We start from the raw sequence: 24,287 nt of genomic DNA, 5'->3' as shown, positions 1-24,287 counted from the left end.
GGCTAATGAAACTTGAGGTAAGTCGTACAATGTTGACATGTAGAGAGACTGTAGTTACGGCCAAAGACAGTAGCGATACGCAGGTGGAGCTGAGCTGGGATCAGCGTAAGCGTTCTCGCTATAAAGCGGTGACTTGTTGCGGTCGGGAGCTAGGCTGGATGCTGCAGCGAGGTCAAACCTTGCGTGATGGTGATTGCTTGTTGGCAGAGGATGGTACGCGAATACGTGTTAAGGCGGCGTTAGAGGATGTTTCCGTTGTCTTGGCAGAAGATGCGCTGTTGTTGATGCGTGCAGCTTATCATCTTGGTAACCGGCATATGCCACTTCAGCTTGGAGAGGGTTGGCTGCGTTATCAGCACGATCATGTGTTAGATGAAATGGTGCGAGGGTTTGGCCTTCGCGTTGAGCGGTTGAGCCAGCCCTTTCAGCCGGAGAATGGTGCTTATGGCAGTCATGGTGGGCATCATCGGCATGAGCACTGAGGGGCTGGCCCGACTAAAGCTATTGCAACTGGTCAGTCCGGCGCTACCGGTTGGAGCTTATGCCTATTCTCAGGGGTTGGAGTATGCTGTTGAGTGCGGCTGGATCGATAGCGCCACGAGCACTGCTGCGTGGGTCGAAGGTGTGTTGGCTGAGGGCTTGGCTCACCTCGAGTTGCCGATACTGTTACGTCTCTATCGTGCGCTACAGCTATCGGATTGCGAGGGTGTGCAATACTGGAATGATTACTTGCTGGCTAGTAGAGAGACTCGGGAATTATTGCTCGAGGACACTCAGTTGGGGGCGGCACTAAGGCGACTGTTAATGCAGCTTGATATTGCAACGTTGCCGCTACTCGAGGGGATGACTGAGCTGAGCTTTTGCACTGCCTTTGCGCTTGCCGGCGCCGAGGCGGGGATTGATGAGCGCGCTTTGTTGGAAGGCTTTGCTTATAGCTGGCTGGAGAATCAGGTACAGGCGGCGACAAAGATCGTGCCGCTCGGGCAAACTGCTGGGCAGAAATTGATTGTGGCGGCTATGCCGGTAATTATTACTGCCGTTGAGCGAGCGCTGAGTCTTGATGACGAAGCTGTCGGTAGCAGTCTTACCGGTGTAGCGATGGCCAGCAGTTGGCATGAGAGTCAGTACAGCCGTCTGTTTAGATCTTGATTTTCGTTGATAGGGAGAGTGAAATGACACAATTATTGCGGGTCGGAATTGGTGGGCCTGTTGGTTCTGGTAAAACGGCGCTGGTGAAGGCTCTGTGCGGCCATATGGCAGAGCAATATAACTTGGCGGTGATAACCAATGATATCTACACTAGGGAGGATGCAGAGTTTCTCCAGCAGCACGATGTCTTAGCGAAGGATCGCATCATCGGTGTCGAAACGGGGGGGTGTCCGCATACGGCGATACGAGAAGATGCGTCGATGAACTTAGCGGCGATCGATGAACTCTGCGATCGTTTTGATAACTTGGAGTTAGTCTTTGTGGAGAGTGGCGGCGATAATTTGGCTGCAACCTTTAGCCCTGAGCTATCAGATTTAACGCTTTATGTCATCGATGTTTCGGCGGGAGATAAAATTCCTCGCAAGGGTGGGCCAGGCATTACTAAGTCTGATTTGTTGATTATTAATAAAATCGATTTGGCGCCGATGGTGGGCGCTTCATTACAGGTCATGGAGCGTGATGCGACAAAAATGCGTGGTACTGCCCCTTTCATCTTCTCAAACTTGAAAGATGGCACGGGCACACAGGCTATTATCGACTTTATTATTGATCGAGGCATGCTTGCCGAGAGACAGTAACAGGCAGATTGAGGGGTTACATTCAGCGGGGTGAAAACACTACTGAGTTGTATCAAGCATTGCTGCAGCTTTAACATGCGTTTTTTTAATGCGCGGGGTATAATCTCGCGCTTTCATAGTTATCAATAGCGGAATTCAGTGCATGAGCCTAGTTACCGAAGCGCGTCAAATAATGGCGGAAGCTGATCTTGTAGTCAGCGAAGAGGCAGTCAAAGCGGCCTATGACAAGATGGCCGCAGAGATTACAGCAAAGTTGGCGGATCGAGATCCTTTGTTTATCTGTGTGATGAACGGTGGCTTGGTAACCACCTCAGAGGTAACTCAGCGGTTGAGCTTTCCTTCTCAGATCGATTACTGTCATGCCACTCGCTATCGCGATGATACTGTGGGTGATGAGACCTTAGAGTGGCGTGCCATGCCACAGCGTTCTTTAGAGGGTCGCGTCGTCGTCGTGGTTGACGATATTTTGGATGAAGGCGTGACACTTGCTGCAATTATTCAGTCTTGTAAGTTGCAGGGGGCGGCAGAGATATACAGTGCAGTACTGGCTAATAAGCTACACGATCGCAAAATAGATAAAGCGATTGTCGGTGATTTTGTCGGTATGGATGTTGAGGATCGCTTTATCTTTGGTTGTGGCATGGACTACAAAGGTTACTGGCGAAATCTCCCCGCTATCTATGCGATTAAGGGCAAGTAATCGTTCGCATTATAGTGAGTTTATAAAAAAGCGCCTTAGGCGCTTTTTTTATGGCTGTTTTTTAGCTGCCTTATAGCCGTTGTTCTAGGTCGCCGACAAAAAGGTAGAGCGCCCACTGTGGCTTGCCAACCTTATCGATTTTGATGCGTTGAAGAGTCACGGCGGGTAGCTGGTTGCCACGCTGGTAGGTGATTTTGCTATCATTCTCAGGTTGTTTTCGCGGCGTAATAGTCTTGCTCCAGCTATCATCTAGGCACTGCTCGACGGTGCTTTGCATCTCCTTGAACAGCTGTCCTGCCGCGCTCTCGGAGCTGAAGTTCTTCGAGCAGGTATAGGTCGACTTACCATCGTCCCAAGCCCAGATGTGGCAGGACCCTTTGACGATTTGATAGGGAGTGTCATACAGGGTGAGTTTACGCAGCGGCTTGGCGGTACCGCGGAGTTCTGCATAGCCGCTGGGATAATGCGCGATGATGTCGTTGAGCCCTTCGCAGGATGAGCTGGGTACGTAGGTATTGCTCTTATAGAGGCTACAACCAGCGACTGTAAATAAGCTGGCGCTACAGAGTAGTACGGTGGCAATTTTGGTTAATGGCTGCATAGCTATCCCTGTGGGTTGTCGTTGTTCCATTAATGATGCTTGAAAACATGTTTATGCTACTTAAATTTATCAGATAAACAAGCTGTTAGAACGTCGCTTAGCTTTAGTTGCTGGCGAGCTCGAGCGGGTGGCCGCTGATCGTTAAGACGACCAGTGCCATCTCGTCCCATACATTGCCCTGCTCGGCACCTTTGATCATATTGTCGATGCGTCGACAGTTGTCGAGTGCTGCGTGACAGCGTTGACCGTTCAGTCGTGCGAGCATTTTCTTATAGAGTGGTTGGCGGCGGTCGAATACACGCAATTGCTTGAAGCTGACGGCGAGGTTGGGACTGTTGATCAGCTGACAGAGAAGGCGTACCTCCCGCGTGATTGCCCATAATACCAGTATGGCTTCACTTCCCTCGGCACGTAGGCCGTTCAAAACTCTAAGGCTGTCGGCTGGCTGGCCGGCGAGCATTTTGTCGGTCAAGTTGAAGGGGGTGTAGCGTGCGTTGTCGGCGACAACCTGCATCACAGTGTCGGCAGTGATTAGTGGCTCGTCAACCAGGAGGCTAAGCTTCTCTATTTCCTGTACCGCTGCTAGTAGGTTGCCCTCGACACGCTCGGCAAGCAGTTGGCAGGCATCAGGTTCAGCCTGTAGGCCAGCTTGCTGTAGCCGCTGCCCGATCCACTGGGTTAGCTGATAGCCTTCTACTGGCCAGACGGGCACGATGACACTCGCTTTTTCAATAGCCTTGTAGCCTTTGCTGCGGCTGGCGCTGGCGTCGAGTTTAGGGCTGCAGAGGATGAGAATCGTATCTGGGCTGGGGTTTTCTAGGTAGCTTTGCAACGCTTTGTTGCCTTTGTCATCGAGCTTGCCCTTGGTCAGGCGAACCTCGATAATTTTACGACTGGCGAACAGTGAGAGGCTGTTGGCGCTAGTTAGCACCTCTGCCCAGTTAAAACCGCTCTCTACATGGTAGCGTTCACGCTCATCGTAGCCCTGTTGCAGGGCGATGCTACGCAGTTGCTCGCAACTCTCTTGGACCAGCAGTGGCTCGTCACCGCAGATCCAGTAGAGGGGGCTGAAACCTTTCTGACAACTCTTGGCGAGTTGATCTGCCCTGATTTTCACCGTTTATTGCGGCCTGTTCGTAGGGTTAGCTGTGGGCGGAATCGCATGACGGTCGAGCTCTTCCTGCTTAGCTTCGGCGGCTGCTTGAGCCTCTTTGAGTTGCTCTAGCTTGTTAGGATCGATAGTCGCGAGCTGGTTGAGTAGGGCGTTGGCGACCTGTACGCGTAGGTCTTTCCACAGTAGCTCTTCCTCGTTGTCAGAGGCAATGACATTGTTTGGGTTACTGTTATAGGTCTTCTCACCATAGAGTTTACGTGGTGGAATCAGAGTGTTGCCTTGATTGTCGAGCAGTGTGAATTCGACCTCTATGCTGAGTTCGTATTCGCTGGTGCGGGCCAGGGCGTCGTAGCTGAGGCTGCGTGTATCTTCCTCTACCTCGAGGAATGACAGCTCATAGGCCTGCGGGTCGGTGTTGGCTGCGATATGGATGTCGTAGAGGGGGAAGCGTTGACGAACACGGCTAGTAAAGGGGTTAGAAGTCTTGCCTGTGAGATGCAGATGCTTGACCGGCTCGGCAATATTCAACTCACCACGCAGCTGAAAACCGCAGCCGACCAGGCCGATAAAGAGTGTGACTAGGCACAGTAGGCGGCTGGGAGATAGGTGGCGAAGCGAAGTGTTCTGCATGGTCTGTGGGCCTTGGGGTGGGAGAGCAGTTGTCTATGAGTTTAAAAAAAATCATGGTTAATACAAGGGGTCAGATAAACTATTCTGAGCTTAACATCGAGTTAACGACGGTGCCGAGCGGGGCTCACCACCGTTAGCCTATCTAACAGGGGGGCGGTTAAGCCCCCACAGCGTTAGTTGGCGACAATATTAACCAGCTTGCCGGGTATTACGATGATTTTGCGTACGGTCTTTTCCTCGAGGAATTTTTGCACACCCTGGTCGGCAAGCGCTGCGGCTTCGAGCTGTTCCTTGTCGGCTTCTGCGCTGACTTTTAGTTTAGCGCGCAGCTTACCATTGACCTGTACGATCAGTTGAATGCTTGACTGTACGAGTGCAGACTCGTCAACGCTGGGCCAGAGTGCGTCAATAGCAGCACCGTCATGCCCTAGGGCTGACCATAACTCGTGGCAGAGGTGTGGCGTGATCGGTGATAGCAGTAGCGTGATCGCTTCCAAAGCCTCGCGAATGACGGCGCTGTTTTGCTCGCCATCTTCTTTGAGTTTGTTGGTTTCGTTGACCAGCTCCATGGTGGCAGCGATGGCGGTATTGAAAGTTTGTCGACGCCCGTAATCATCACCGACTTTCTGGATGGTCTGGTGCGTCTTACGGCGTAACGCCTGCTGTTTGTCGTTGAGCTTTGCTATATCCAATGATACAGCTGGTTGCTGGGTATGGGCGTGCACTAAGCGCCAGACGCGCTTGATGAAGCGGTTCGAGCCCTCTACCGCGGAGTCTGACCACTCGAGTGTCTGCTCAGGTGGCGCGGCAAACATCGTAAATAGACGCACGGTATCGGCACCGTACTTGTCGACGGCCTGTTGTGGGTCGATGCCGTTGTTCTTCGACTTGGACATCTTGGTGACACCGCCGGCGATCACGGGCTCGCCGTCACTCTTTAGTGTCGCACTAACGATACGCCCCTTGTCGTCACGCACCACGTCGACATCTGTCGGTGCAAACCAGCGCTTACCGCCATTATCGAGTTCACGGTAGTATGTTTCGGCGAGTACCATGCCCTGACAAAGTAAGCGTTTGAATGGCTCATCGCTATTCAATAGCCCCTCATCACGCATCAACTTGTGGAAAAAGCGCGCGTAGAGCAGGTGTAGGATAGCGTGTTCGATGCCGCCGACGTATTGATCAACGGGTAGCCAGTAGTTGGCTTGATCGCTGTCGAGCATCATGTTATCGACATCTTTGCAGGTGAAGCGGGCGTAGTACCAGCTGGACTCCATAAAGGTGTCGAAGGTGTCTGTCTCGTGCTCGGCGGGCTGACCATTGTATTCGGTTTTACGCCACTGGAGATCGGACTTGATTGGCGAGTTGACGCCGTCCATGACCACGTCGGTCGGTAGCAAGATAGGCAGACGATCAGCGGGAACGGCGATTTCGCCACCCTCGGGCAGGTTTAGGATAGGGATCGGTGTGCCCCAGTAGCGTTGACGGCTGACACCCCAGTCACGCAAGCGGTAGTTGGTGGTTGTCTCTCCCTTGTCGCTACTGGCTAGTTCGCGGCTAATGGCTTCGAAGGCGGTCTCGAAGTCCATGCCGTCGAAGGCGCCTGAGTTGACGAGAATGCCCTTCTCGGTGAAAGCGCTGGTCGCTAAATCAATCGGCTCGTCATTGGCCGGCTTGATGACCTGGGTGATCGGTAGCCCATAGGTCTTGGCAAACTCGTAGTCACGCTGATCGTGGGCGGGTACGGCCATGACGGCACCGGAACCGTAATCCATGAGCACATAGTTGGCTATCCAGATTGAAACTTCTGCACCGGTAATCGGGTGCAGCGCCTTGAGACCGGTGTCCATGCCTTTCTTTTCCATCACCGACATGTCGGCTTCGGAGACAGATTGCTTTTTACATTCGGCGATGAAACTGGCTAACGCAGCGTTGTCTTCCGCCAGCTTGAGGGCGATGGGGTGTTCGGCGGCCAGGCTGACGTAGGTGACGCCCTGAATCGTATCTGGGCGAGTGGTATAAACATCGAAGCTATCGGCGACATCGGCGAGAGGCTGCTTTAAGGCGAAGTTCATGGTGATGCCGCGGCTCTTGCCAATCCAGTTGCGCTGCATCTGCTTGACTTGCTCGGGCCACTCGTCGAGCTGTTCGAGGTCGTTTAATAGCTCATCGGCGTAGTCGGTGATTTTGATAAACCACTGAGGGATTTCTTTGCGCTCGACCAGGGCGCCGGAACGCCAGCCGCGACCATCGACGACCTGCTCATTGGCGAGTACGGTCTGATCGATAGGGTCCCAGTTAACGGTTGCCATCTTTTTGTAGACCATGCCCTTCTCGTAGAGGCGGGTAAAGAACCACTGCTCCCAACGGTAGTAATCTGGTTTACAGGTGGCGAGCTCGCGGCTCCAGTCATAGCCGAAGCCCAGGCTGTTGAGCTGCTGCTTCATGTAGGCGATGTTTTCATCGGTCCACTTGGCTGGGGCGGTGTTGTGGTTGGTCGCGGCATTTTCGGCGGGGAGGCCGAAGGCGTCCCAGCCCATAGGTTGCAACACATTCTTACCCAGCATGCGCTGGTAGCGAGTGATGACGTCGGTGATGGTGTAGTTGCGCACGTGCCCCATGTGCAGTTTGCCGCTGGGGTAGGGGAACATGGCCAGACAGTAGTATTTTTCTTTACTGTCATCTTTGTCGACTTCGAAGCACTTGTTTTCAACCCAGTATTGCTGGGACTTTGCTTCGAGTTTTTTTGGAGAATATTGCTCTTCCATCGTACCGTTTCTTTCGCTATGCCGCAGGTTGCGGGAGGATAAAATTTGTTGGTTAGGATACCGCAGCCATAGCATACATGGCTACTGCTTTCAGGCTTTCAGCAGGCTACTGGCTCCAGGGAGTCTTGCCTTGCATCAACGGTACCTCGCCGGTGAGGGTCTGGTGACGGAAGCGGTCGCTCTGCTTGACGATGCGACCACGAGCATCAATGATTGCAGAGATGCCGTCGTTGGTGGCGCGGATCATCCAGCGACCACTTTCCAGTGCGCGCATTTGCGCCATCTGTAAATGTTGTAGGGGGCCGATCGAGTCACCAAACCAAGCGTCGTTGCTGATGGTTAGTAGTAAGTCACTGGCGGCGGCGTGATGACGGGTAAGGTCGGGGTAGACAACTTCGTAGCAGATTAATGGAAGTAATTCTGCTTTGTCCGTGTGCAGTAGACCCTGCTGGCTGCTACCGGCGCGAAAATCCGACATGGGCATGTTGAAGAATTTAATGAGGCCGCGCAGCAGCGATTCAAACGGGATATATTCGCCAAAGGGTACCAGTCGCTGTTTAAAATACTCACTCTGCTGCTGGCCGCTAGCGATGATGCTGTTGTAGTAGGCGGTGACGGACTGGCCGTCCTCTTTAATCCGGCGGGCATAGGGGATACCGGTGATCAGCGTTGAGTGATGTTCGGTCGCCTGTTTGTTCATTACGGTCATGAAGCTGGTCGCGCGTTGGTAAAGCATCGGCACAGCGGCCTCTGGCCAGATAACCAGGTCGTGTCCCCAGACGGCTTGGCTGTCATTAGCGAGTAGCGCGAGTGTCGGTTGGAGTTGTTCTGGCTTCCATTTTAGCTCTTGAGCGATATTTGGTTGAATCATCGCCACACTGAGTGTCCTGCCGCTGGGCTCTGTCCAATCGATCTGGTTGAGCCAGTAGCCACCGCCCCAGACGAGACTGATACAGCCGATGGCGGCAACTTTACTGGCCGTGCGACGATCGAGTACCACGCAGGCGATGCTGCTGGCGGTCAGCGCGGTGGCTAGTGAGGCTGCCCAGACAGCGCCGATGGGCACCCAACCGGCTAGTGCGGTTTCAAGATGGGCATAGCCAAGGAAGAGCCAGGGAAAACCGGTGAGTACCCAGCTTCTTAGCCATTCACCCAAGACAAAACTGAGTGGGAAGAGTAGGAGGGTACCTAGCAGCTTCCCACGTCCCCAGCGCAGCTGAATATAGCCAGGAACGAGGTAAAAAATGGCACAGGTGGCACAGAATAATAGAGTGAAGAGAGCGGCCAAAGGAGCCGGCGCGGGGCCGTACTCGTGGATGCTGACATAGACCCAGGAGGCACCTGTTAGCAATAAACCAAGGCCAAAATAGAAACTGCGCCATAGGCCAGCACGTAGACTGACCTTGTCGAGGCTGACAATGAAGGCGGCGACACCGAGCACGGCACAGGGCCAGAGATTGAAGGGGGCGAAGGAGAGTGTCAGCAGCGCGCCGGAGAGGAAGGCAAGTAGATGCCCTAGCGGGCCCTCGGCGCGGATAACAGCGATAATTTTCTGCAACATGGAGACTCGTCTAAGTGGCTGTTGACGCCGGCGGGCGCAGTGGCTTCAACGGCTTTTAATCCGTTGAAACTTCCTCGTTTTCGCTCTGTGGAGGGGTAACTGAGAGCGTTTTGATGCGACGGCTGTCGGCATGACTGATGGTGAAGAAAAAGCCGTCGATGTCGATGCTCTCGCCGTTCTCCGGCACGCGACCGAAGCCCTGGCTGACGATACCGCCGATGGTGTCGAACTCCTCTTCGCTGAACTGGCAGCCAAAAGCATCGTTGAAGTCTTCGATACTGGTGAGTGCCTCGACGCTGTAGAGGGTGGGCGAAATGGTGCGGATGTTGTCGACCTCCTCCACATCGAATTCGTCTTCAATATCGCCGACGATCTGTTCGAGTACGTCTTCGATGGTGACAAGGCCGCCGACGCAGCCGTACTCGTCGATAACGACGGCCATGTGACTGCGATTCTCGCGGAACTCGCGCAGTAAGATGTTGAGACGTTTGCTCTCAGGCACGATATTGACGGGGCGAAGAATGCTTTTGAGGGAGAATTCCTCGTTGCGTTCGAGCAGCTGTGGCAGCAAGTCCTTGGCCAGCAGAATACCGAGAATGTCGTCGCGATCCTCGCCAAATACAGGAAAACGGGAGTGAGAGGACTGAATAATGGTTTTCAGTGCCTCTTTGAACGGCGTATCAACTTGAATCGACACCATCTGCGTGCTGGGGATGAGGATGTCTCGTACTTGTTGCTTGGAGACCTCCATCGCGCCTTCGATGATACTCAGGGCGTCGGCATCGATAATCTCATTCTGTTCGGCCGAACGAATCTGCTCACGTAGATCATCGCTGTTTTTTGCTTCGGGAGAAAATATATCTGTAAGTTTTCCGATCCAGGATTTGACTTCTGGATCGTTGCTAGATCGATCTTCGCTCATTCGTTTTGTCTAATTCTCGCGTCGTGTGTATGAAAATATAAGGTTGTTGATAATGGGTTGATGGTAAAACGATCGGCGTGTGAAAGCTAGCGGCTTCGCACTCTACTCTTGGTCGTAGGGGGCCGGGTAGCCCATCGAGGTCAGTATCTCAGTCTCGAGCGCCTCCATTTCCTCTGCTTCATCATCGTCGATATGGTCGTAGCCTAGGAGGTGCAACGTGCCGTGCACCACCATGTGGGCCCAGTGTGCCTCCGCCAGTTTGCCTTGTTGCTGAGCCTCGCAATCGACGACTTCGGCGCTGATGATGATATCGCCGAGCAGTGGGATGTTGAGCTCCGGTGGTAAGTCGGCGGGGAAAGACAAGACGTTGGTGGGCTTGTCCTGCTGGCGGTAGCTGCGGTTGAGCTCTTGTACCTCGGCGCTGTCGGTAATCCTCAGGCTGAGCTCAGCCTCGGCGCGGCGATCGGCAATGGCGGCGGTGACCCAGCGCTCGAATTGCGCCTCGCTCGGGCAGGCGCTGTCGACAGCAATCTGCAGATCAATATCCAGGCTCATCGCTACGCTTCCTCGTGATGATCGTAGGCTTCGACGATACGCTGAACCAGAGGGTGTCGCACCACATCTTTACTGTCAAAGTGAGTGAAGCTGATGCCCTTGACGCCGCTCAGCACTTCGATAGCATGCTTGAGGCCAGAGTTGGCGCCACCTGGCAGGTCGATCTGGGTGATGTCGCCGGTGATGATGGCCGTTGAGCCAAAGCCAATTCGCGTGAGGAACATCTTCATCTGCTCGCGCGTGGTGTTCTGGCTTTCGTCGAGAATAATATAGGCGTTGTTCAGTGTGCGACCGCGCATGAAGGCCAGTGGCGCGATCTCGATGACGTTATTCTCGATTAGCTTGGCGACTTTCTCGAAGCCCAGCATCTCGTACAGCGCGTCGTACAGTGGGCGCAGGTACGGGTCGATTTTTTGGGCGAGATCGCCGGGTAGGAAGCCGAGCTTCTCGCCGGCCTCGACGGCGGGGCGCACCAACATAATACGGCGTACCTCATCCTGTTCGAGAGCCTGCGCCGCGGCGGCAACGGCGAGGAAGGTCTTACCGGTCCCCGCGGGGCCAACACCGAAGTTGATATCGTTGTCGGCGATGCGCTTGATGTAGTTCTGTTGATTGTCGCCGCGAGGCTTAACGATCAGCTTCTTAGTTTTAACCACGACTTCGTTGGCGTGCAGCTCGTCGTCGAAATCGTCGACGATGGCGTCTCGATTTGCCTCCTGTAAAAACAGGTGTACCAGTTCGGGGGTAATCTCTTGGCCCTGCTTGGCTTCTTTGTAGAGGTGTTTCAGTAGCTGACTGGCGATACGCACCTGGCTCGGGCCGCCGTGCAGCGAGAATTGGTTGCTGCGGTTGTGGATGCGTACTTCGAGCCGCTGCTCGATCTGCCGTAGGTTTTCGTCGAGCTGGCCGCAAAGGTTGGCGAGCGTATGTGGGTTGTTAGGCTCGAGAGAGAGACGTTTTTCGGTGCTGGTAAAAGTATTCAATATCTATTGGCCTCGGGTTGTGTAGGCTGCGCAGGCAATCGAGCCGCGCAGCGGAACCCAGATGATTTTATTAGAGGGCGTACGACCGCTAGCGAGCCGGTGTGCCTAGCATTTCGCCGCGTAGCGAGTTGGCGTAAGCGTCGCCAATGACGACGTCGACGAATTTACCGATGATGCTGTGATCGTCGGCCTTGAAGTTCACGACGCGGTTGTTTTCGGTGCGCCCCTGCAGTTCGCCGGGATCTTTCTTCGAGACGCCGGTGACCAGTAGGGTCTGTTTGCTGCCGACCATCTTGCGGCTGATATCCATCGCCTGCTGGTTGATGCGTGCCTGCAGGATGGCAAGACGTTGCTTCTTCTCGCTCATGGGTAGTTCATCTTTTAGGTCGGCCGCGGGGGTACCGGGGCGGGCGCTGTAGATGAAACTGAAGGACATGTCGAAGCCGATCTCGGCGATGAGGTCCATGGTGTCTTGGAAGTCTTTGTCGGTCTCACCGGGGAAGCCGATGATAAAGTCAGAGGACATTGATAGATCGGGGCGAATCTTGCGCAGGCGACGGATCTTCGACTTATACTCAAGCACCATATGGTTGCGCTTCATTAGCGCTAGGACACGGTCGGAGCCGCTCTGTACCGGTAAGTGTAGGTGGCTGACCAGCTCGGGGACGGTGGCGTAGACGTCGATCAAGGCGTCGGAGAACTCGGTCGGGTGGCTGGTGGTATAGCGAATGCGGTCGATGCCGTCGATGGCGGCGACAAAGGTGATCAGCTCGGCGAAGTCGATGATCTCGCCCTCATGATTCTCGCCACGGTAGGCATTGACGTTCTGGCCCAGCAGATTGACCTCACGTACGCCCTTGCTGGCGAGCACAGCAATTTCTGCGATGACGTCATCGAAGGGGCGGCTGACTTCTTCGCCGCGGGTGTAAGGAACGACGCAGAAGGTGCAGTACTTCGAGCAACCCTCCATGATCGAGACAAAGGCGGAGGGCCCTTCGACCTTGGGGTCAGGCAGGCGGTCAAACTTCTCGATCTCAGGGAAGCTGATGTCGATGACGGCACTTTTGTTGAGATTCTGTTTCGAGGCGTCGATCATCTCTGGAAGACGATGCAGCGTCTGTGGGCCGAAGATGACGTCGACAAAGGGGGCGCGTTTGCTGATGGCTTCGCCTTCCTGTGAGGCGACGCAGCCGCCGACGCCGATGACGAGGTCGGGATTATTGGTTTTAAGATTCTTCCAGCGACCGAGCTGGTGAAATACCTTCTCCTGCGCTTTCTCGCGGATAGAGCAGGTGTTGAGCAGCAGTACGTCGGCTTCGGCCTCGTTGTCGGTGACCTCCAACTGATGGCTCTCACCCAGTAGGTCGCTCATACGTGCAGAATCGTACTCATTCATCTGGCAACCGTGGGTCTTAATAAAGAGCTTCTTCACTGTCTCGGACATCTTGATACCTTAAAACGAAAGCAAGCCAAGGTGGCTGCGCGTTGTATTTTCATAGAGGCCCCCATTATACCAGCCCTTTAAGGGCTAAATCAGCCTATTTTATTGTCATAGTGTGCTACTATTGGGGGCTGTTCCTTTCAGGAGCGGCGCAAGAAATTTGTTTCACCCCTCGTTTATGGTTGCACCGATGGCCTCATCCCCTGTTTATAAAGTAGTTTTTCTCAATCACGAGCAAATAATCGAGCTCTACGCGCGCGCGATATTTCAGAGCGATCTGTATGGTTTTGTCGAGGTCGAGGAGTTCATCTTTGAGCCCGGTGGCGACCAAGAGGGCGATAAGCTTCGTGATGACTTCGCCGGTGTCAAGCGCAGTTACCTGCCGATGCACAACATTATTCGTATCGATGAGGTCGAGAAAGAAGGCGTCAGCAAGGTGAGTGACGCTACAGCACAGCACAGCAAGGTGATGCCGTTCCCGGTTCGCTCGGCGCTGAAGGTGCCGGATGCGCCAGAGCCAACGGAATAGCCAGCGAACGCCAGATACTGAAAAACACCGCCTAGGGCGGTGTTTTTGTTTGTGCACAAGAATGACGGTGTTGACGCACGAGATTTCTGCTGTTTGCTGATCAAGGGGCTGGCAATCCCTAAAACTACTGTCATAATAACCAGTAGTTTTTAACAGGTGAGACCGTTATGGCGATTATCCTCGGTATTGATCCCGGCTCGAGAAAAACCGGTTTTGGTATCATTAGCAGTGTTGCGGGCCGTCATGAATACATCACCAGCGGCATTATCCGCTTGCCTGAGGCCGACTTGTCGGAGCGATTGAAGATTATCTTCGATAGTATTACCGAGTTGATTGAGCAGTATTGCCCACAACAGCTGTCGATAGAACAGGTGTTTATGGGTAAGAACGCGAGCTCAGCACTGAAGCTGGGTCAGGCACGAGGGGCGGCTATTGTTGCCGCGGTCAATCAGAGTTTGCCGGTGGCAGAGTACTCGGCGCGACAGATTAAACAGTCGGTCGTGGGCAGTGGTGCAGCCGATAAGGCGCAGGTGCAGCACATGGTGAAGTTGTTGTTGAAGTTACCGGCGGCGCCGAGTGAAGATGCTGCCGATGCGTTGGCGGCGGCCCTGTGTTTTGCCCACAGCAACGCTAGCCTGGTGGCGATGGCCGGTTCTATGCGCAAGTATCGCCGCGGCCGGCTAAGTTAAGCTGATGGGCGGGGCAGTAGCCAATACGCTCAAATTTACCCAATTGGAAAGTATGATGATCGGTAGGATTCGCGGAGTTTTAATCGAGCGCCAGGCACCGGAACTGGTAGTGGATGTGATGGGGGTGGGCTATGAGTTGCATGTGCCGCTGAGTACGCTGTTCAAACTGCCGGCGCTGGGTGAAGAGGTGACACTCTATACCCACTTTAGTGTCAGCGAGAACAGCCAGAGTCTGTACGGTTTTGCCGAGAGGAATGAACGCGAGTTGTTTCGCACGCTGATCAAGGTCAGCGGTGTTGGCCCTAAACTGGGTCTGGCGATCCTCTCCGGGATGGGGGCCGAGGAATTCGTGAAGTTGGTACAGCGAGGCGATGCTGCGGCGCTGGTGAAACTGCCCGGTGTCGGCAAAAAGACAGCGGAGCGCCTCGTCATCGAGATGCGTGATCGTCTCAAGAGCTGGCAGTCAGCACCGGCACCGCTGTTCGATGGCAAGATGGTGCAGACCGAGGCCGCTACGGCTAATATCAACGTGTTGGTCGCTGATGCGGAGAGTGCCTTGGTGGCACTCGGTTATAAGCCGACGGACGCGGCCAAGGCGATTAATCGGGTGCTCGATGATGGCGTTACCAGCTCCGAAGAGCTGATACGCATGGCACTGAAGGGGATGGCGTGATGCGACAAATACGGGCAACAGTACGAATTAGCCTCAGGGTACCAGCATGATAGAGACCGATCGTCTAATCAGTGCGGAGCCGGTATCGCGTGAAGAGCGAGACAGTGTCGACCGTGCCATACGCCCGACTCGTCTTGCCGACTATGTTGGCCAGCCGGCGGTGAAAGAGCAGATGGAGATCTTTATCGATGCCGCCCGTCGTCGAGATGAACCCCTCGATCATAGCTTGATCTTCGGCCCACCGGGACTAGGCAAGACGACGCTGGCTAACATCATTGCCACGGAGATGGGGGTGGCCCTGAAAACCACCTCGGGGCCGGTACTGGAGAAGGCTGGCGATCTGGCGGCGATCATGACCAACCTAGAGCCTGGTGACGTATTGTTCATCGACGAGATACATCGTCTAAGTCCTAATATCGAAGAGATACTCTATCCGGCGATGGAAGACTATCAACTCGACATTATGATTGGCGAAGGGCCTGCAGCTCGCTCTATTAAGTTGGACTTGCCACCGTTTACCCTCGTTGGTGCAACCACGCGAGCCGGCTTGTTGACCTCGCCGCTACGCGATCGTTTCGGCATTGTGCAGCGTCTGGAGTTTTATAACTGCGCAGACCTGACCAGTATCGTGTCGCGATCGGGGCAGATTATGGGCATGACGATTGATAGCGGTGGTGCCGAGGAGATCGCTCGACGTTCGCGCGGCACGCCGCGTATCGCCAACCGCTTGCTGCGCCGTGTGCGTGACTACGCCGATGTGAAGGCCGACGGCGATGCGACTCGCGAGGTGGCGGATGCGGCGCTCAATATGCTGAATGTCGACGAGGGCGGATTCGATCATCTCGACCGCCGCCTGTTGTTGACCATGTTGGAGAAGTTTGATGGCGGCCCCGTCGGTGTGGATAACTTGGCGGCGGCGATCGGCGAGGAGCGCGATACGATTGAGGATGTATTGGAGCCTTACCTGATCCAGCAGGGTTTTTTGATGCGTACGCCGCGGGGCAGGGTGGTGACCCGTCACGGCTATGCACACTTTGACCGTGCGTCTGAATACAAAGAACGTTAACCGAGTGCGCTTGTCGTAGCGCCTGAGTATGAGTAGTAGTGAGTTATGTCTGCCTTTGAGTTTCCTATTCGAGTCTATATTGAAGATACTGATGCCGGTGGCATCGTCTATTATGTCAACTATTTGAAGTTCATGGAGCGAGCGCGAACGGAGATGATGCGCTCGCTGGGCTTTGGTAAGACAAGTATCTTTAGCGTCGATAAGATGTTTGTGGTGCAGTCGGTACAGGCGGATTACTTGGCACCGGCGAAATTAGACGATCAGCTGCGGGTGACGGCGCAGCTAATTAAGTCGGGTGCCGCCTACCTGCAATTAAAACAAGAGGTATTCTGTGGTGCTGAACTGTTGTGTCGAGGTGAGGTCAAAATAGTCTGTGTCGATAAGCAGACTATGCGCCCGAGTGTCATGCCTCACGAAATTAGACAGGCGTTGCAGGCAGACAGTTAGAGTGCAACCTACATCAATGAAGCTGTGGCTAAAATATACTGATAATGGCGCCCCAGTTTGATAGATGTGAGAGTCGAGGTAGGAAATGCCTCGATTATTAGTTAGTAACCGGTAAGCTACGATTAACTTTACCGGTTGTTGGTGACTGTGTCGGCGTTTGATAACGTGGACTCAGGCATACTAAACAGTTAATTGAACCTATTTTAGAGATGGAGCAAGTCAATCGTGAATGAGCAGATGTCAATAATGAGTCTAGTGTCTAACGCCAGCCTGTTGGTACAAATGGTGATGTTAGCCTTGCTACTCGCATCGATGGTGTCGTGGTCGATGATTGTGCGACGCTCACTCTTCTTTCGCCGCGCCAAGCGTGAGCAGATGCGTTTTGAGGGTGAGTTTTGGTCGGGTATGGATCTCGCGCAACTGTTTCGCGATGGCAATGAAGATGCTCAAGCTGGCAAGACTCGCGATGGCTGCGAGGCGATATTCCGCGCCGGTTTCAAGGAGTTCACTCGCCTGCGCCAGCAAAAAATGGATGCCGATGCGGTGATGGAAGGGACGCAGCGTGCGATGCGCGTGGCCTTGAATCGTGAGGAAGAGCGACTCGATCAGAACCTACCGTTTCTCGCATCGGTGGGGTCGACCAGTCCCTACGTGGGCTTATTTGGTACGGTTTGGGGTATCATGAGTTCGTTCCGAGGCTTAGCCAATGCGCATCAGGCGACCCTGCAGACGGTGGCGCCGGGGATCTCTGAGGCACTCGTGGCGACTGCAATGGGGCTGTTTGCGGCGATACCAGCAGTGTTAGCCTATAACCGCCTATCGGCTCGTTCGGACAGTTTATACAGCCAGTATGAGACTTTCTCCGATGAGTTTTCCTCTATTTTGCACCGACAAGTTCACGCTCGCACCACTACCAGTGCGTCGCAATAATGTGTCGATCGAACCCCGTTAGCGTGCAGGTATAGAGATTATGGCGAAAAGAAAACGCAAGAGTATGGCCGAGATTAACGTCGTGCCTTACATCGATGTGATGTTGGTGTTATTAATCATTTTCATGGTAACGGCGCCGATGTTGACTCAGGGGGTGAAGGTTGATCTGCCAGACGCTCCGGCCGAGCCCGTCTCCAAGGTCGACGATGAGCCACTGATTGTCTCAATTAAGGACGATGGTACGCTCTATTTGAATTTGGGCAAAGATACCCACAAGGTGCTCACTATCGAACAGGTTAGTGAGCAGGTGTCTAAGATCATGCGCAGCAAGCCGAAGACGCCGATCCTGGTGTGGGGTGATACCAATGTCTCCTATGGCAAGGTCGTGACGTTAATGGCTCAGCTGCAGGCGGCCGGTGCGCCGAGTGTCGGCCTAGTGACGGAAGAGAAGTAGGCGCGCATGACGAAGATGCAGAGAGCCCTGCAGAGTTACATCATCCCAGTGCTGGTGACGTTGTTGTTACACGGCGGCTTGCTTTGGTTGTTGATGTCTAACTGGCAGCCGGAGAAAAAGCCGTTCACGCCGAAAACACCACAGTTCGTGCAAGCGAAGCTGGTGAAAATTAAGGCGCAGCCGGTCGCTAAACCGAAGCCGGTGGCTAAGCCGAAAGTCGCGGAGAAACCCAAACCGAAACCGAAACCCAAGCCAGTCGTTAAACCGAAGCCCAAGCCTAAACCCGTGGTGAAGCCGAAGCCAAAAGTGAAGCCGAAGCCGAAGATTGATCACAAGGCGGAAGAAAAAGCGAAGCAAGAGGCCGAAGAGCGCAAGGCGAAGGCCGAAGAAGAGCAGCGTAAGCGCGAGCAATTGGAGCGTGAGCGCCGTGAGCAGGCGTTACTGGCGGCAGTGGCGGAAGAGGACCGGCTTGCTCAAGAGGCCAGTGATCAAGAGTTAGCGGCCAGCTATATGAGTATTATTCAAGAGCGGGTAGAGTCTAACTGGAGCCGGCCACCGAGTGCGCGCAACGATATGGAGGTCTTGCTGATCATTACCTTAGTGCCGACGGGAGAGGTGGTCAGTGTCGAGATTGAACGATCGAGCGGTAGCGCAGTGTTTGATCAATCGGCGGTGAAGGCGGTACGTAAAGCCGAGCGCTTCCCAGAACTACAAGAGTTGCCGCCGGCTGTTTTTGAGCGGAACTATAGAAACTTCCACCTATTATTTAGACCAGAGGACTTACGCCTGTGAAGTGGTTAACCCGATGCACGCTGATCATCAGTGTGTTGTTTGCCAGTGTGGCAAGCGCACAACTGACTATTGAAATTACACAGGGGCAGGATAATCCGACGCCGATAGCGATCGTGCCTTTCGCCGGTAGCCAGGGCTTGTCGGAAGATTTGACCGCTATTATCTCCAATGACTTACTCTACTCGGGCCAGTTCTCGCCTCTTGCGCGTGGTGATATGTTGGGGCACCCGACCAAGCAGAGTGAGGTCTACTACCGGGATTGGCGCGCCGTCGGCTCCGACTACCTGGTCATAGGCAAGGTAACCAAGGAGGCGACAGGCTACCGTTTGGCCTATGAGGTTTACGATGTGGGTGGGCAGCGACTGATCCTCTCAAACCGTGTTACCGGCACACTGAGTGGCCTGCGTGATATGGCTCACCTCGCCAGCGACCAGATCTTCGAAAAGCTAACCGGTATGCGTGGTGCTTTCTCGACTAAGATCCTCTATGTGAATCGTCGCCCTCTCGGCGCTGGCGAGTACCAATACAATCTGATGATGGCCGATGCCGATGGTCAGCGTGAAAAGTCGATACTTAGCTCCGGCCACCCTATTTTGTCGCCGACTTGGTCACCTAACGGCAAGGAGATTGCCTATGTCTCTTTCGAGTCGACACGTCCGGCGATCTATCGTCAGGTGCTGGCGACGGCGAAGCGAGAGAAGCTGACCAACTTTAAGGGCCTCAATAGTGCCCCTTCTTATTCACCCGATGGCAAGAAGTTAGCGATGGTGCTCTCCAAAGACGGCAGCCCGGATATCTATATCATGGACCTGGCGACGAAACGCCTGACTCGCGTCACCAAGCACTATGCAATCGAGACGGAGCCGAGCTGGAGTAACGATGGCAAGTCGATCCTCTACACCTCGGACAAGGGCGGTAGCCCGCAGATCTACCGGGTCAACCTCGGCGATAACTGGCAGGAACGTGTGACCTTCCAGGGTGCTTATAATGCGCGTGCTCGCGTGTTGCGTGATGGTAGTGGCATCGTTATGGTGCATCGCTCTGAGCGCGGCGGAGACTTCCACATTGCACTGCAGAACCTCGAGCGTGGCACACTGCGTATGCTCAGTGGTAACGCGCTGGATGAGTCGCCCACCGTGGCACCCAATGGCTCGATGATGCTTTACGCGACGAAGAAAGGCGGCCGCAGCATCTTATCAGCGGTCTCTATCGACGGTGGTGCACGCTTCAACCTGCCCTCTAAGCAGGGTGATGTGCGTGAGCCTTCGTGGTCACCGTTTTTGAATTAAGAGAGATAGTATGAGTGTAGAACAGCGAGCCTATGGTGATGGCGATGCATCGTATCAAGCAGCAGGTCAATTTGAGGGCCTGCAAAGGCTGACGACAGCCTTCTACCGTGCGATGGATGAGTTGCCAGAGGCGCAGCTGATTCGCGACATGCACCCGCAGGATCTCGAGGAATCGACGGATAAGCTGGCGCGTTTTCTCGCTGGCTGGCTCGGTGGGCCGCGTTTGTACCGTGAGAAGTATGGCGCGATCGCGATTCCTCGCGCCCACGCTCACCTGGACATTGATGAACAGGGGCGGGATGCCTGGCTGCGCTGCATGGCGGTGGCATTAGAACAGCAGCCCTATGCCGAAGATTTTAAAGCCTACCTGTTGCGCGAGCTCTATCGGCCGGCTGAGCGCAGTCGTGTCGTCTCACAGCAGGCGCGACAGCAGCAACCCGTTTAACTAAAACACTTTTTGTTTTCTTCGCCGTCACAGCTATGCTGTGGCGGCTTCTTCGGTTGAGGATCTCGCGTCATGAAATATGTCGGAGCACATGTCAGTGCCAGCGGTGGCGTTGAAAACGCACCGCTGAATGCGGCGGAATTGGGGGCGACAGCCTTTGCTTTCTTCACAAAAAATCAGCGCCGCTGGGAGGCCAAGCCGCTGACTGAAGAGAGCATCGGCGCCTTTAAGGATAATTGCCGGCGTCTCGGTTTTTCACCGCAGCAGATTCTACCGCACGATAGCTACCTGATTAATCTTGGCCACCCGGAGCAGGAGGCGTTGGCGAAGTCCCGTGCTGCCTTTCTCGATGAACTGCAGCGTTGCCAACAACTGGGGCTGAGCTTGCTGAACTTTCACCCCGGCTCACACCTCAATAAGATCTCCATAGACGACTGCTTGGCGCGCATCGCTGAATCGATCAACATTGCCTTGGCACAGACTAAGGGGATCACCGCAGTGATTGAGAATACGGCCGGTCAGGGCAGTAACCTCGGCTACCGTTTTGAGCACCTAGCGGCAATCATCGATCGGGTTGAGGATAAATCCCGGGTCGGTGTCTGTCTCGATACCTGCCACACCTTTGTTGCCGGCTACGACCTACGCACAGCAGCTAGTTGTGAGCAGGTCTTTGCCGAGTTTGAGCGCATCGTCGGTTTCGATTATTTGCGAGCCATGCACTTGAACGGTTCGAAGGCGGAGTTTGCTTCGAAAAAGGATCGACACCATTCTCTGTTGGATGGGCATTTAGGCGTTGCGGTGTTTGAGTTCATCATGCAAGATGAGCGATTCAATGATATACCGATGGTATTGGAGACTATCGACAGTTCGATCTGGCGTGATGAAATTGCGATGTTAAAACGTTGGCAGCACCGTGAAGCTAGCGTCGACCAGTAATCGATTAAGGTAAGGATCACCACAGTGAGTTTGTTCTAGCGCCTCTGCGTGCTGAATAGCAGCCCCCTATGGCTAATTTCCTATAGTGATTATGGTCATCATTGATATAAATCTCGCGTCGTTTTGTGCACCATTACCACGGAAAGACTGGTCTGATGTGGCAGGGGGTAACGATTGTGCTCGTTTGCGTCGTGTCTTTCGTTACCACACGGCTTATTAATACATTGAGCCTGTTTGCACAGCCGAGGGATCGATTGTTACGATAAGTTAACAGTGACGTTGTGTCGGCAATGCTGGCGATATTAAAAAATGAGTAAACACCGGGAAGAGTGACTCAGGGAATTAAAATAACAAACACGTATGGAGATGTTATGAATCATAAAGGATTCACTATTAGACCGTTGGTGCAGGCCGTTGCCGCGGCAGCATTATTGAGCTCGGCGAGCAATGCAAGTCATGCCGCAGAGGCCTCAATGCAGCTGGAAGAGGTGGTGGTCACAGCGCAGAAGCGGGTCGAAAACCTACAGGATGTGCCGGTATCTGTCAGCGCCGTTAGCGGCGAGAAAATGTACGAGGCGGGTATCGACCGTCTAGAAGGCTTGCAAAGTTACGTCCCCAATCTAACGATGACCGAGACCGGCATCGGTACCAATATTTATATTCGCGGCATTGGCTCCGGCATTAACCAGGGCTTTGAGCAGTCTGTCGGCATGTATGTCGATGGCATCTACCATGGTCGTGCACAGCTAACACGCGCGCCCTTCCTTGACTTAGAGCGCGTCGAAGTACTGCGTGGCCCGCAGATGATCTTATTCGGTAAGAACTCGATCGCCGGCGCCATCGACCTGCATACCGCCAAGCCCAGTGACGAGTTTCAGGGGGAGGTGACCGCAAGTTATGAGCCCGAGTACGGCAGCAAAGAGTTGACCGGTGTGGTGTCTGGCCCGTTGACCGATAAGGTTGGTGGGCGTCTAGCGCTGCGTAAGTTCGAGACTGACGGTTACATCGAGAACCTCACCAGCGGCAAGGACGAGCCGTCGCGCGACGAGCAGAGTGTACGCGGTACCTTGTCGGTGGCCTTTACCGAGCAGCTTGAGGCGACACTGAAGCTGCAGCACGACAGCTTCGATAATAAGGGGCGGCAGATTGAGATTATCACCGCGAACCCAGGTGGTGCAGCCAGTCCGGCACCAGGTGCCACCTTTGGCCAGTTCCTCGCTGTTGGTATGGCCCAAGATCCGTCAGTAATGAATGAGGAGCTTGACTATAAGCGCTCTTCGAACGGCGATTCCTCTGAAAACAACGTCACCAGTGCGGCGTTGCAGTTCGATTACAGCTTCGACGATGATAGCCAACTCACCTTCATCAGCGGCTACCTGGCCTATGACTACGATGAGATGTGCGACTGCGACTTCACCGGTGCTAACACCTTTACCCTGCAGTCACAGGAAGACTACAAACAGTACAGTCAAGAGGTGCGCTTCAGCTCACCTATCGGCCAGAGCGTCGAATATATTGTCGGCGGTTACCTGCAGAGCAGCGAGCTGGATTTTAATGATAACTTCCGCATCAATAACACGAGCACAATGGGGCCGGTGATGGAGCAGAAGTTTATTGACGCAGGGAAGGGGCCTGGTTTTGGCCAGGCGATTCTGGGGACTGCGTCACCGCGTGAGCTGACTCAGGATAGCAGTGAGTGGTCGCTGTTTGCCCAGGCCACCTGGAATATCAGTGAGCGCTTCCGCGCCATTGCCGGTGGTCGTTATTCCGAGGAGAAGAAGGAAGCGGAGAAGACGTTGCGTTTTGGGCTACTCGACGGTTCGCTCTTCTCTGACCCGGTACAAGCGGCAATGGCGGCAGCGGTATTTAATAATGCTTTTCAGGTCTATGAGATGGACTTAAAAGATGAGCGTAAGAAGTCGAACTTCGCACCGATGGTGACACTGCAATACGACCTCAACGATGACATCATGGGCTACGTAACGATCGCCAGTGGTTTTAAATCTGGAGGCTTTGATGCGCGCTCAAATAACGTTCCTGCACCGGGCAATGTTCAGGGTAGTGTACCGGGGACGTTTGAGTTTGATGATGAGGAGGCGTTGAGCTACGAGGCGGGCTTCAAGTCGCGTCTACTCGGTGGTCGCGCGACGCTGAATGCGGCGCTGTATCGCACAGAATACGATGACCTGCAGGTTTCTGTCTTTGACGGCACCCTCGGCTTCAACGTGGGCAACGCTGCTAGCGCGGTAAGCCAGGGCTTTGAACTGGATGGCCGTTTCCGCGCCACCGAATACCTGACCTTTGGCAGCTCGATCGCCTACCTCGACTTTGAATTCGGCGACTATGACAGTGGCCCGTGTCGAGCCTTTGAGACACCGAGCTCGGTCGATGGTACGAACTGTAATCGTGACGGCGAAACCAATCAGTATGTGTCACCGTGGACGGCGAACTTGATGACCGAGTATGCACGACCCTTGGGTGACAGCGGCCTTGAGTTGATGGCGAATCTAGACCTGCTGTTTAAGGACAGCTATTACACCGCCGGTAACTTAGAGGAGGACACCAAACAGGGCGCCTACACGATGATCAATGCACGCTTGGGTATTGGTGCCGAGGATGGTAGCTGGGATGTCGCCCTCGTGGGCAAGAACCTCAGCGATCGCGAGGTGGTTAGCTATTCCGCTGACACGCCGCTAGCGACGACGTTTGGCTATAAGAGTCAATATGGCTTTGTTGAGGCACCGAGAACAGTCGCGCTGCAGGGCGGTTACCGCTTCTAACAAAACGTTTCGTGAGTGATGATAACAAACCGCCTTCGGGCGGTTTTTTGCTTTTACCCACAGATTTGTGGGTAACTCTCCGCTTGGCTACATGTCCGCTTGTGTATAAATAACTTGTTTTAGGTTGTCCCCTGTTTCTGTGTGTAACTAAGTGCATAAGCCGGGTGCAGAACAGTCTAACGTAGTGGGGGTGCG

Annotated in this window: 25 protein-coding genes; 16 read left to right on the top strand and 9 right to left on the bottom strand. The window is 54.2% G+C overall.

Annotation, left to right across the window (positions count from 1 at the left end; genetic code table 11):
- The first annotated feature begins 29 nt into the window (after positions 1–29).
- The 4 genes from ureE (at position 30) to EDC56_RS17090 (ending at position 2,487) form a co-directional block, all read left to right on the top strand.
- A complete protein-coding gene (ureE, locus tag EDC56_RS17105) occupies positions 30–482 on the top strand; it encodes an urease accessory protein UreE (RefSeq protein ID WP_123713854.1) in 453 nt (150 codons plus the stop codon).
- Positions 454–1,149: an urease accessory protein UreF gene (locus EDC56_RS17100; protein WP_425452469.1), complete on the top strand. Its 696-nt coding sequence runs from the start codon at positions 454–456 to the stop codon at positions 1,147–1,149. Before ureE ends, EDC56_RS17100 begins: the two co-directional genes overlap by 29 nt.
- 23 nt (positions 1,150–1,172) lie before the next feature.
- Positions 1,173–1,787, top strand: a complete 615-nt coding sequence (gene ureG / locus EDC56_RS17095; protein WP_123713795.1) for an urease accessory protein UreG — start codon at positions 1,173–1,175, stop codon at positions 1,785–1,787.
- Between the two features lie 142 nt (positions 1,788–1,929).
- Positions 1,930–2,487, top strand: coding sequence for a hypoxanthine-guanine phosphoribosyltransferase (locus EDC56_RS17090; protein WP_123713794.1), 558 nt, complete (start codon positions 1,930–1,932; stop codon positions 2,485–2,487).
- 70 nt (positions 2,488–2,557) lie between these two features.
- Here the strand turns inward: EDC56_RS17090 and EDC56_RS17085 are convergent, their stop codons facing one another.
- The 9 genes from EDC56_RS17085 to miaB form a co-directional block, all read right to left on the bottom strand.
- Positions 2,558–3,088: a hypothetical protein gene (locus EDC56_RS17085; RefSeq protein WP_123713793.1), complete on the bottom strand. Its 531-nt coding sequence runs from the start codon at positions 3,086–3,088 to the stop codon at positions 2,558–2,560.
- Between the two features lie 103 nt (positions 3,089–3,191).
- On the bottom strand, positions 3,192–4,205 hold the full coding sequence (gene holA / locus EDC56_RS17080; protein ID WP_123713792.1) for a DNA polymerase III subunit delta: 1,014 nt from the start codon (positions 4,203–4,205) through the stop codon (positions 3,192–3,194).
- Positions 4,206–4,208: 3 nt separating this feature from the next.
- Positions 4,209–4,832 (bottom strand): LPS-assembly lipoprotein LptE, encoded by a 624-nt coding sequence (locus tag EDC56_RS17075; protein ID WP_123713791.1) that lies wholly within the window; start codon positions 4,830–4,832, stop codon positions 4,209–4,211.
- Between the two features lie 173 nt (positions 4,833–5,005).
- Positions 5,006–7,600 (bottom strand): leucine--tRNA ligase, encoded by a 2,595-nt coding sequence (leuS, locus tag EDC56_RS17070; RefSeq protein WP_123713790.1) that lies wholly within the window; start codon positions 7,598–7,600, stop codon positions 5,006–5,008.
- A gap of 106 nt (positions 7,601–7,706) precedes the next feature.
- Positions 7,707–9,161, bottom strand: coding sequence for an apolipoprotein N-acyltransferase (gene lnt / locus EDC56_RS17065; protein WP_123713789.1), 1,455 nt, complete (start codon positions 9,159–9,161; stop codon positions 7,707–7,709).
- 55 nt (positions 9,162–9,216) lie between these two features.
- Positions 9,217–10,083 (bottom strand): CorC family transporter, encoded by an 867-nt coding sequence (locus EDC56_RS17060; RefSeq protein WP_123713788.1) that lies wholly within the window; start codon positions 10,081–10,083, stop codon positions 9,217–9,219.
- A 102-nt stretch (positions 10,084–10,185) separates the two neighbouring features.
- Positions 10,186–10,638, bottom strand: a complete 453-nt coding sequence (gene ybeY, locus EDC56_RS17055; RefSeq protein WP_123713787.1) for an rRNA maturation RNase YbeY — start codon at positions 10,636–10,638, stop codon at positions 10,186–10,188.
- Between the two features lie 2 nt (positions 10,639–10,640).
- The gene (locus EDC56_RS17050) at positions 10,641–11,621 is read right to left on the bottom strand and encodes a PhoH family protein (protein ID WP_123713786.1); all 981 of its coding nucleotides are present in this window, start codon (positions 11,619–11,621) and stop codon (positions 10,641–10,643) included.
- A gap of 88 nt (positions 11,622–11,709) precedes the next feature.
- Complete coding sequence (gene miaB / locus EDC56_RS17045) at positions 11,710–13,065, bottom strand: tRNA (N6-isopentenyl adenosine(37)-C2)-methylthiotransferase MiaB (protein WP_123713785.1); 1,356 nt, start codon at positions 13,063–13,065, stop codon at positions 11,710–11,712.
- A 187-nt stretch (positions 13,066–13,252) separates the two neighbouring features.
- Here miaB and EDC56_RS17040 point away from each other — a divergent pair, with 187 nt between their 5' ends.
- The 12 genes from EDC56_RS17040 to EDC56_RS16985 all read left to right on the top strand — a co-directional run bounded on the left by EDC56_RS17040 (position 13,253) and on the right by EDC56_RS16985 (position 24,092).
- A complete protein-coding gene (locus tag EDC56_RS17040) occupies positions 13,253–13,591 on the top strand; it encodes a DUF1820 family protein (RefSeq protein WP_123713853.1) in 339 nt (112 codons plus the stop codon).
- A 167-nt stretch (positions 13,592–13,758) separates the two neighbouring features.
- A complete protein-coding gene (gene ruvC / locus EDC56_RS17035) occupies positions 13,759–14,280 on the top strand; it encodes a crossover junction endodeoxyribonuclease RuvC (protein WP_123713784.1) in 522 nt (173 codons plus the stop codon).
- 55 nt (positions 14,281–14,335) lie between these two features.
- The gene (gene ruvA, locus EDC56_RS17030; RefSeq protein WP_123713852.1) at positions 14,336–14,953 is read left to right on the top strand and encodes a Holliday junction branch migration protein RuvA; all 618 of its coding nucleotides are present in this window, start codon (positions 14,336–14,338) and stop codon (positions 14,951–14,953) included.
- A gap of 46 nt (positions 14,954–14,999) precedes the next feature.
- Positions 15,000–16,019, top strand: a complete 1,020-nt coding sequence (gene ruvB / locus EDC56_RS17025; RefSeq protein ID WP_123713783.1) for a Holliday junction branch migration DNA helicase RuvB — start codon at positions 15,000–15,002, stop codon at positions 16,017–16,019.
- Positions 16,020–16,064: 45 nt separating this feature from the next.
- A complete protein-coding gene (gene ybgC / locus EDC56_RS17020) occupies positions 16,065–16,466 on the top strand; it encodes a tol-pal system-associated acyl-CoA thioesterase (protein WP_123713782.1) in 402 nt (133 codons plus the stop codon).
- Between the two features lie 222 nt (positions 16,467–16,688).
- Entirely contained in the window at positions 16,689–17,396 is a 708-nt protein-coding gene (tolQ, locus tag EDC56_RS17015; RefSeq protein ID WP_425452468.1) for a protein TolQ, read from the top strand.
- A 40-nt stretch (positions 17,397–17,436) separates the two neighbouring features.
- Positions 17,437–17,850, top strand: a complete 414-nt coding sequence (gene tolR, locus EDC56_RS17010; protein ID WP_123713780.1) for a protein TolR — start codon at positions 17,437–17,439, stop codon at positions 17,848–17,850.
- 6 nt (positions 17,851–17,856) lie between these two features.
- Positions 17,857–18,642, top strand: coding sequence for a cell envelope integrity protein TolA (gene tolA, locus EDC56_RS17005; protein ID WP_123713779.1), 786 nt, complete (start codon positions 17,857–17,859; stop codon positions 18,640–18,642).
- Positions 18,639–19,931 carry a Tol-Pal system beta propeller repeat protein TolB gene (gene tolB / locus EDC56_RS17000; RefSeq protein WP_211333742.1) on the top strand — a complete coding sequence of 431 codons (1,293 nt, stop codon included), beginning with the start codon at positions 18,639–18,641 and terminating at the stop codon, positions 19,929–19,931. Before tolA ends, tolB begins: the two co-directional genes overlap by 4 nt.
- Positions 19,932–19,941: 10 nt before the next feature.
- On the top strand, positions 19,942–20,376 hold the full coding sequence (locus tag EDC56_RS16995) for a group II truncated hemoglobin (RefSeq protein ID WP_123713777.1): 435 nt from the start codon (positions 19,942–19,944) through the stop codon (positions 20,374–20,376).
- 72 nt (positions 20,377–20,448) lie between these two features.
- Positions 20,449–21,312 (top strand): deoxyribonuclease IV, encoded by an 864-nt coding sequence (gene nfo, locus EDC56_RS16990; protein ID WP_123713776.1) that lies wholly within the window; start codon positions 20,449–20,451, stop codon positions 21,310–21,312.
- A gap of 371 nt (positions 21,313–21,683) precedes the next feature.
- The gene (locus EDC56_RS16985) at positions 21,684–24,092 is read left to right on the top strand and encodes a TonB-dependent receptor (protein ID WP_123713775.1); all 2,409 of its coding nucleotides are present in this window, start codon (positions 21,684–21,686) and stop codon (positions 24,090–24,092) included.
- Positions 24,093–24,287: the final 195 nt, after the last annotated feature.

This window comes from Sinobacterium caligoides (assembly GCF_003752585.1).
GTDB classification, from domain to species: domain Bacteria; phylum Pseudomonadota; class Gammaproteobacteria; order Pseudomonadales; family Sinobacteriaceae; genus Sinobacterium; species Sinobacterium caligoides.
Note: the sequence above shows the minus strand (reverse complement) of the source record. Positions and strands in the feature narration are given on the sequence as shown.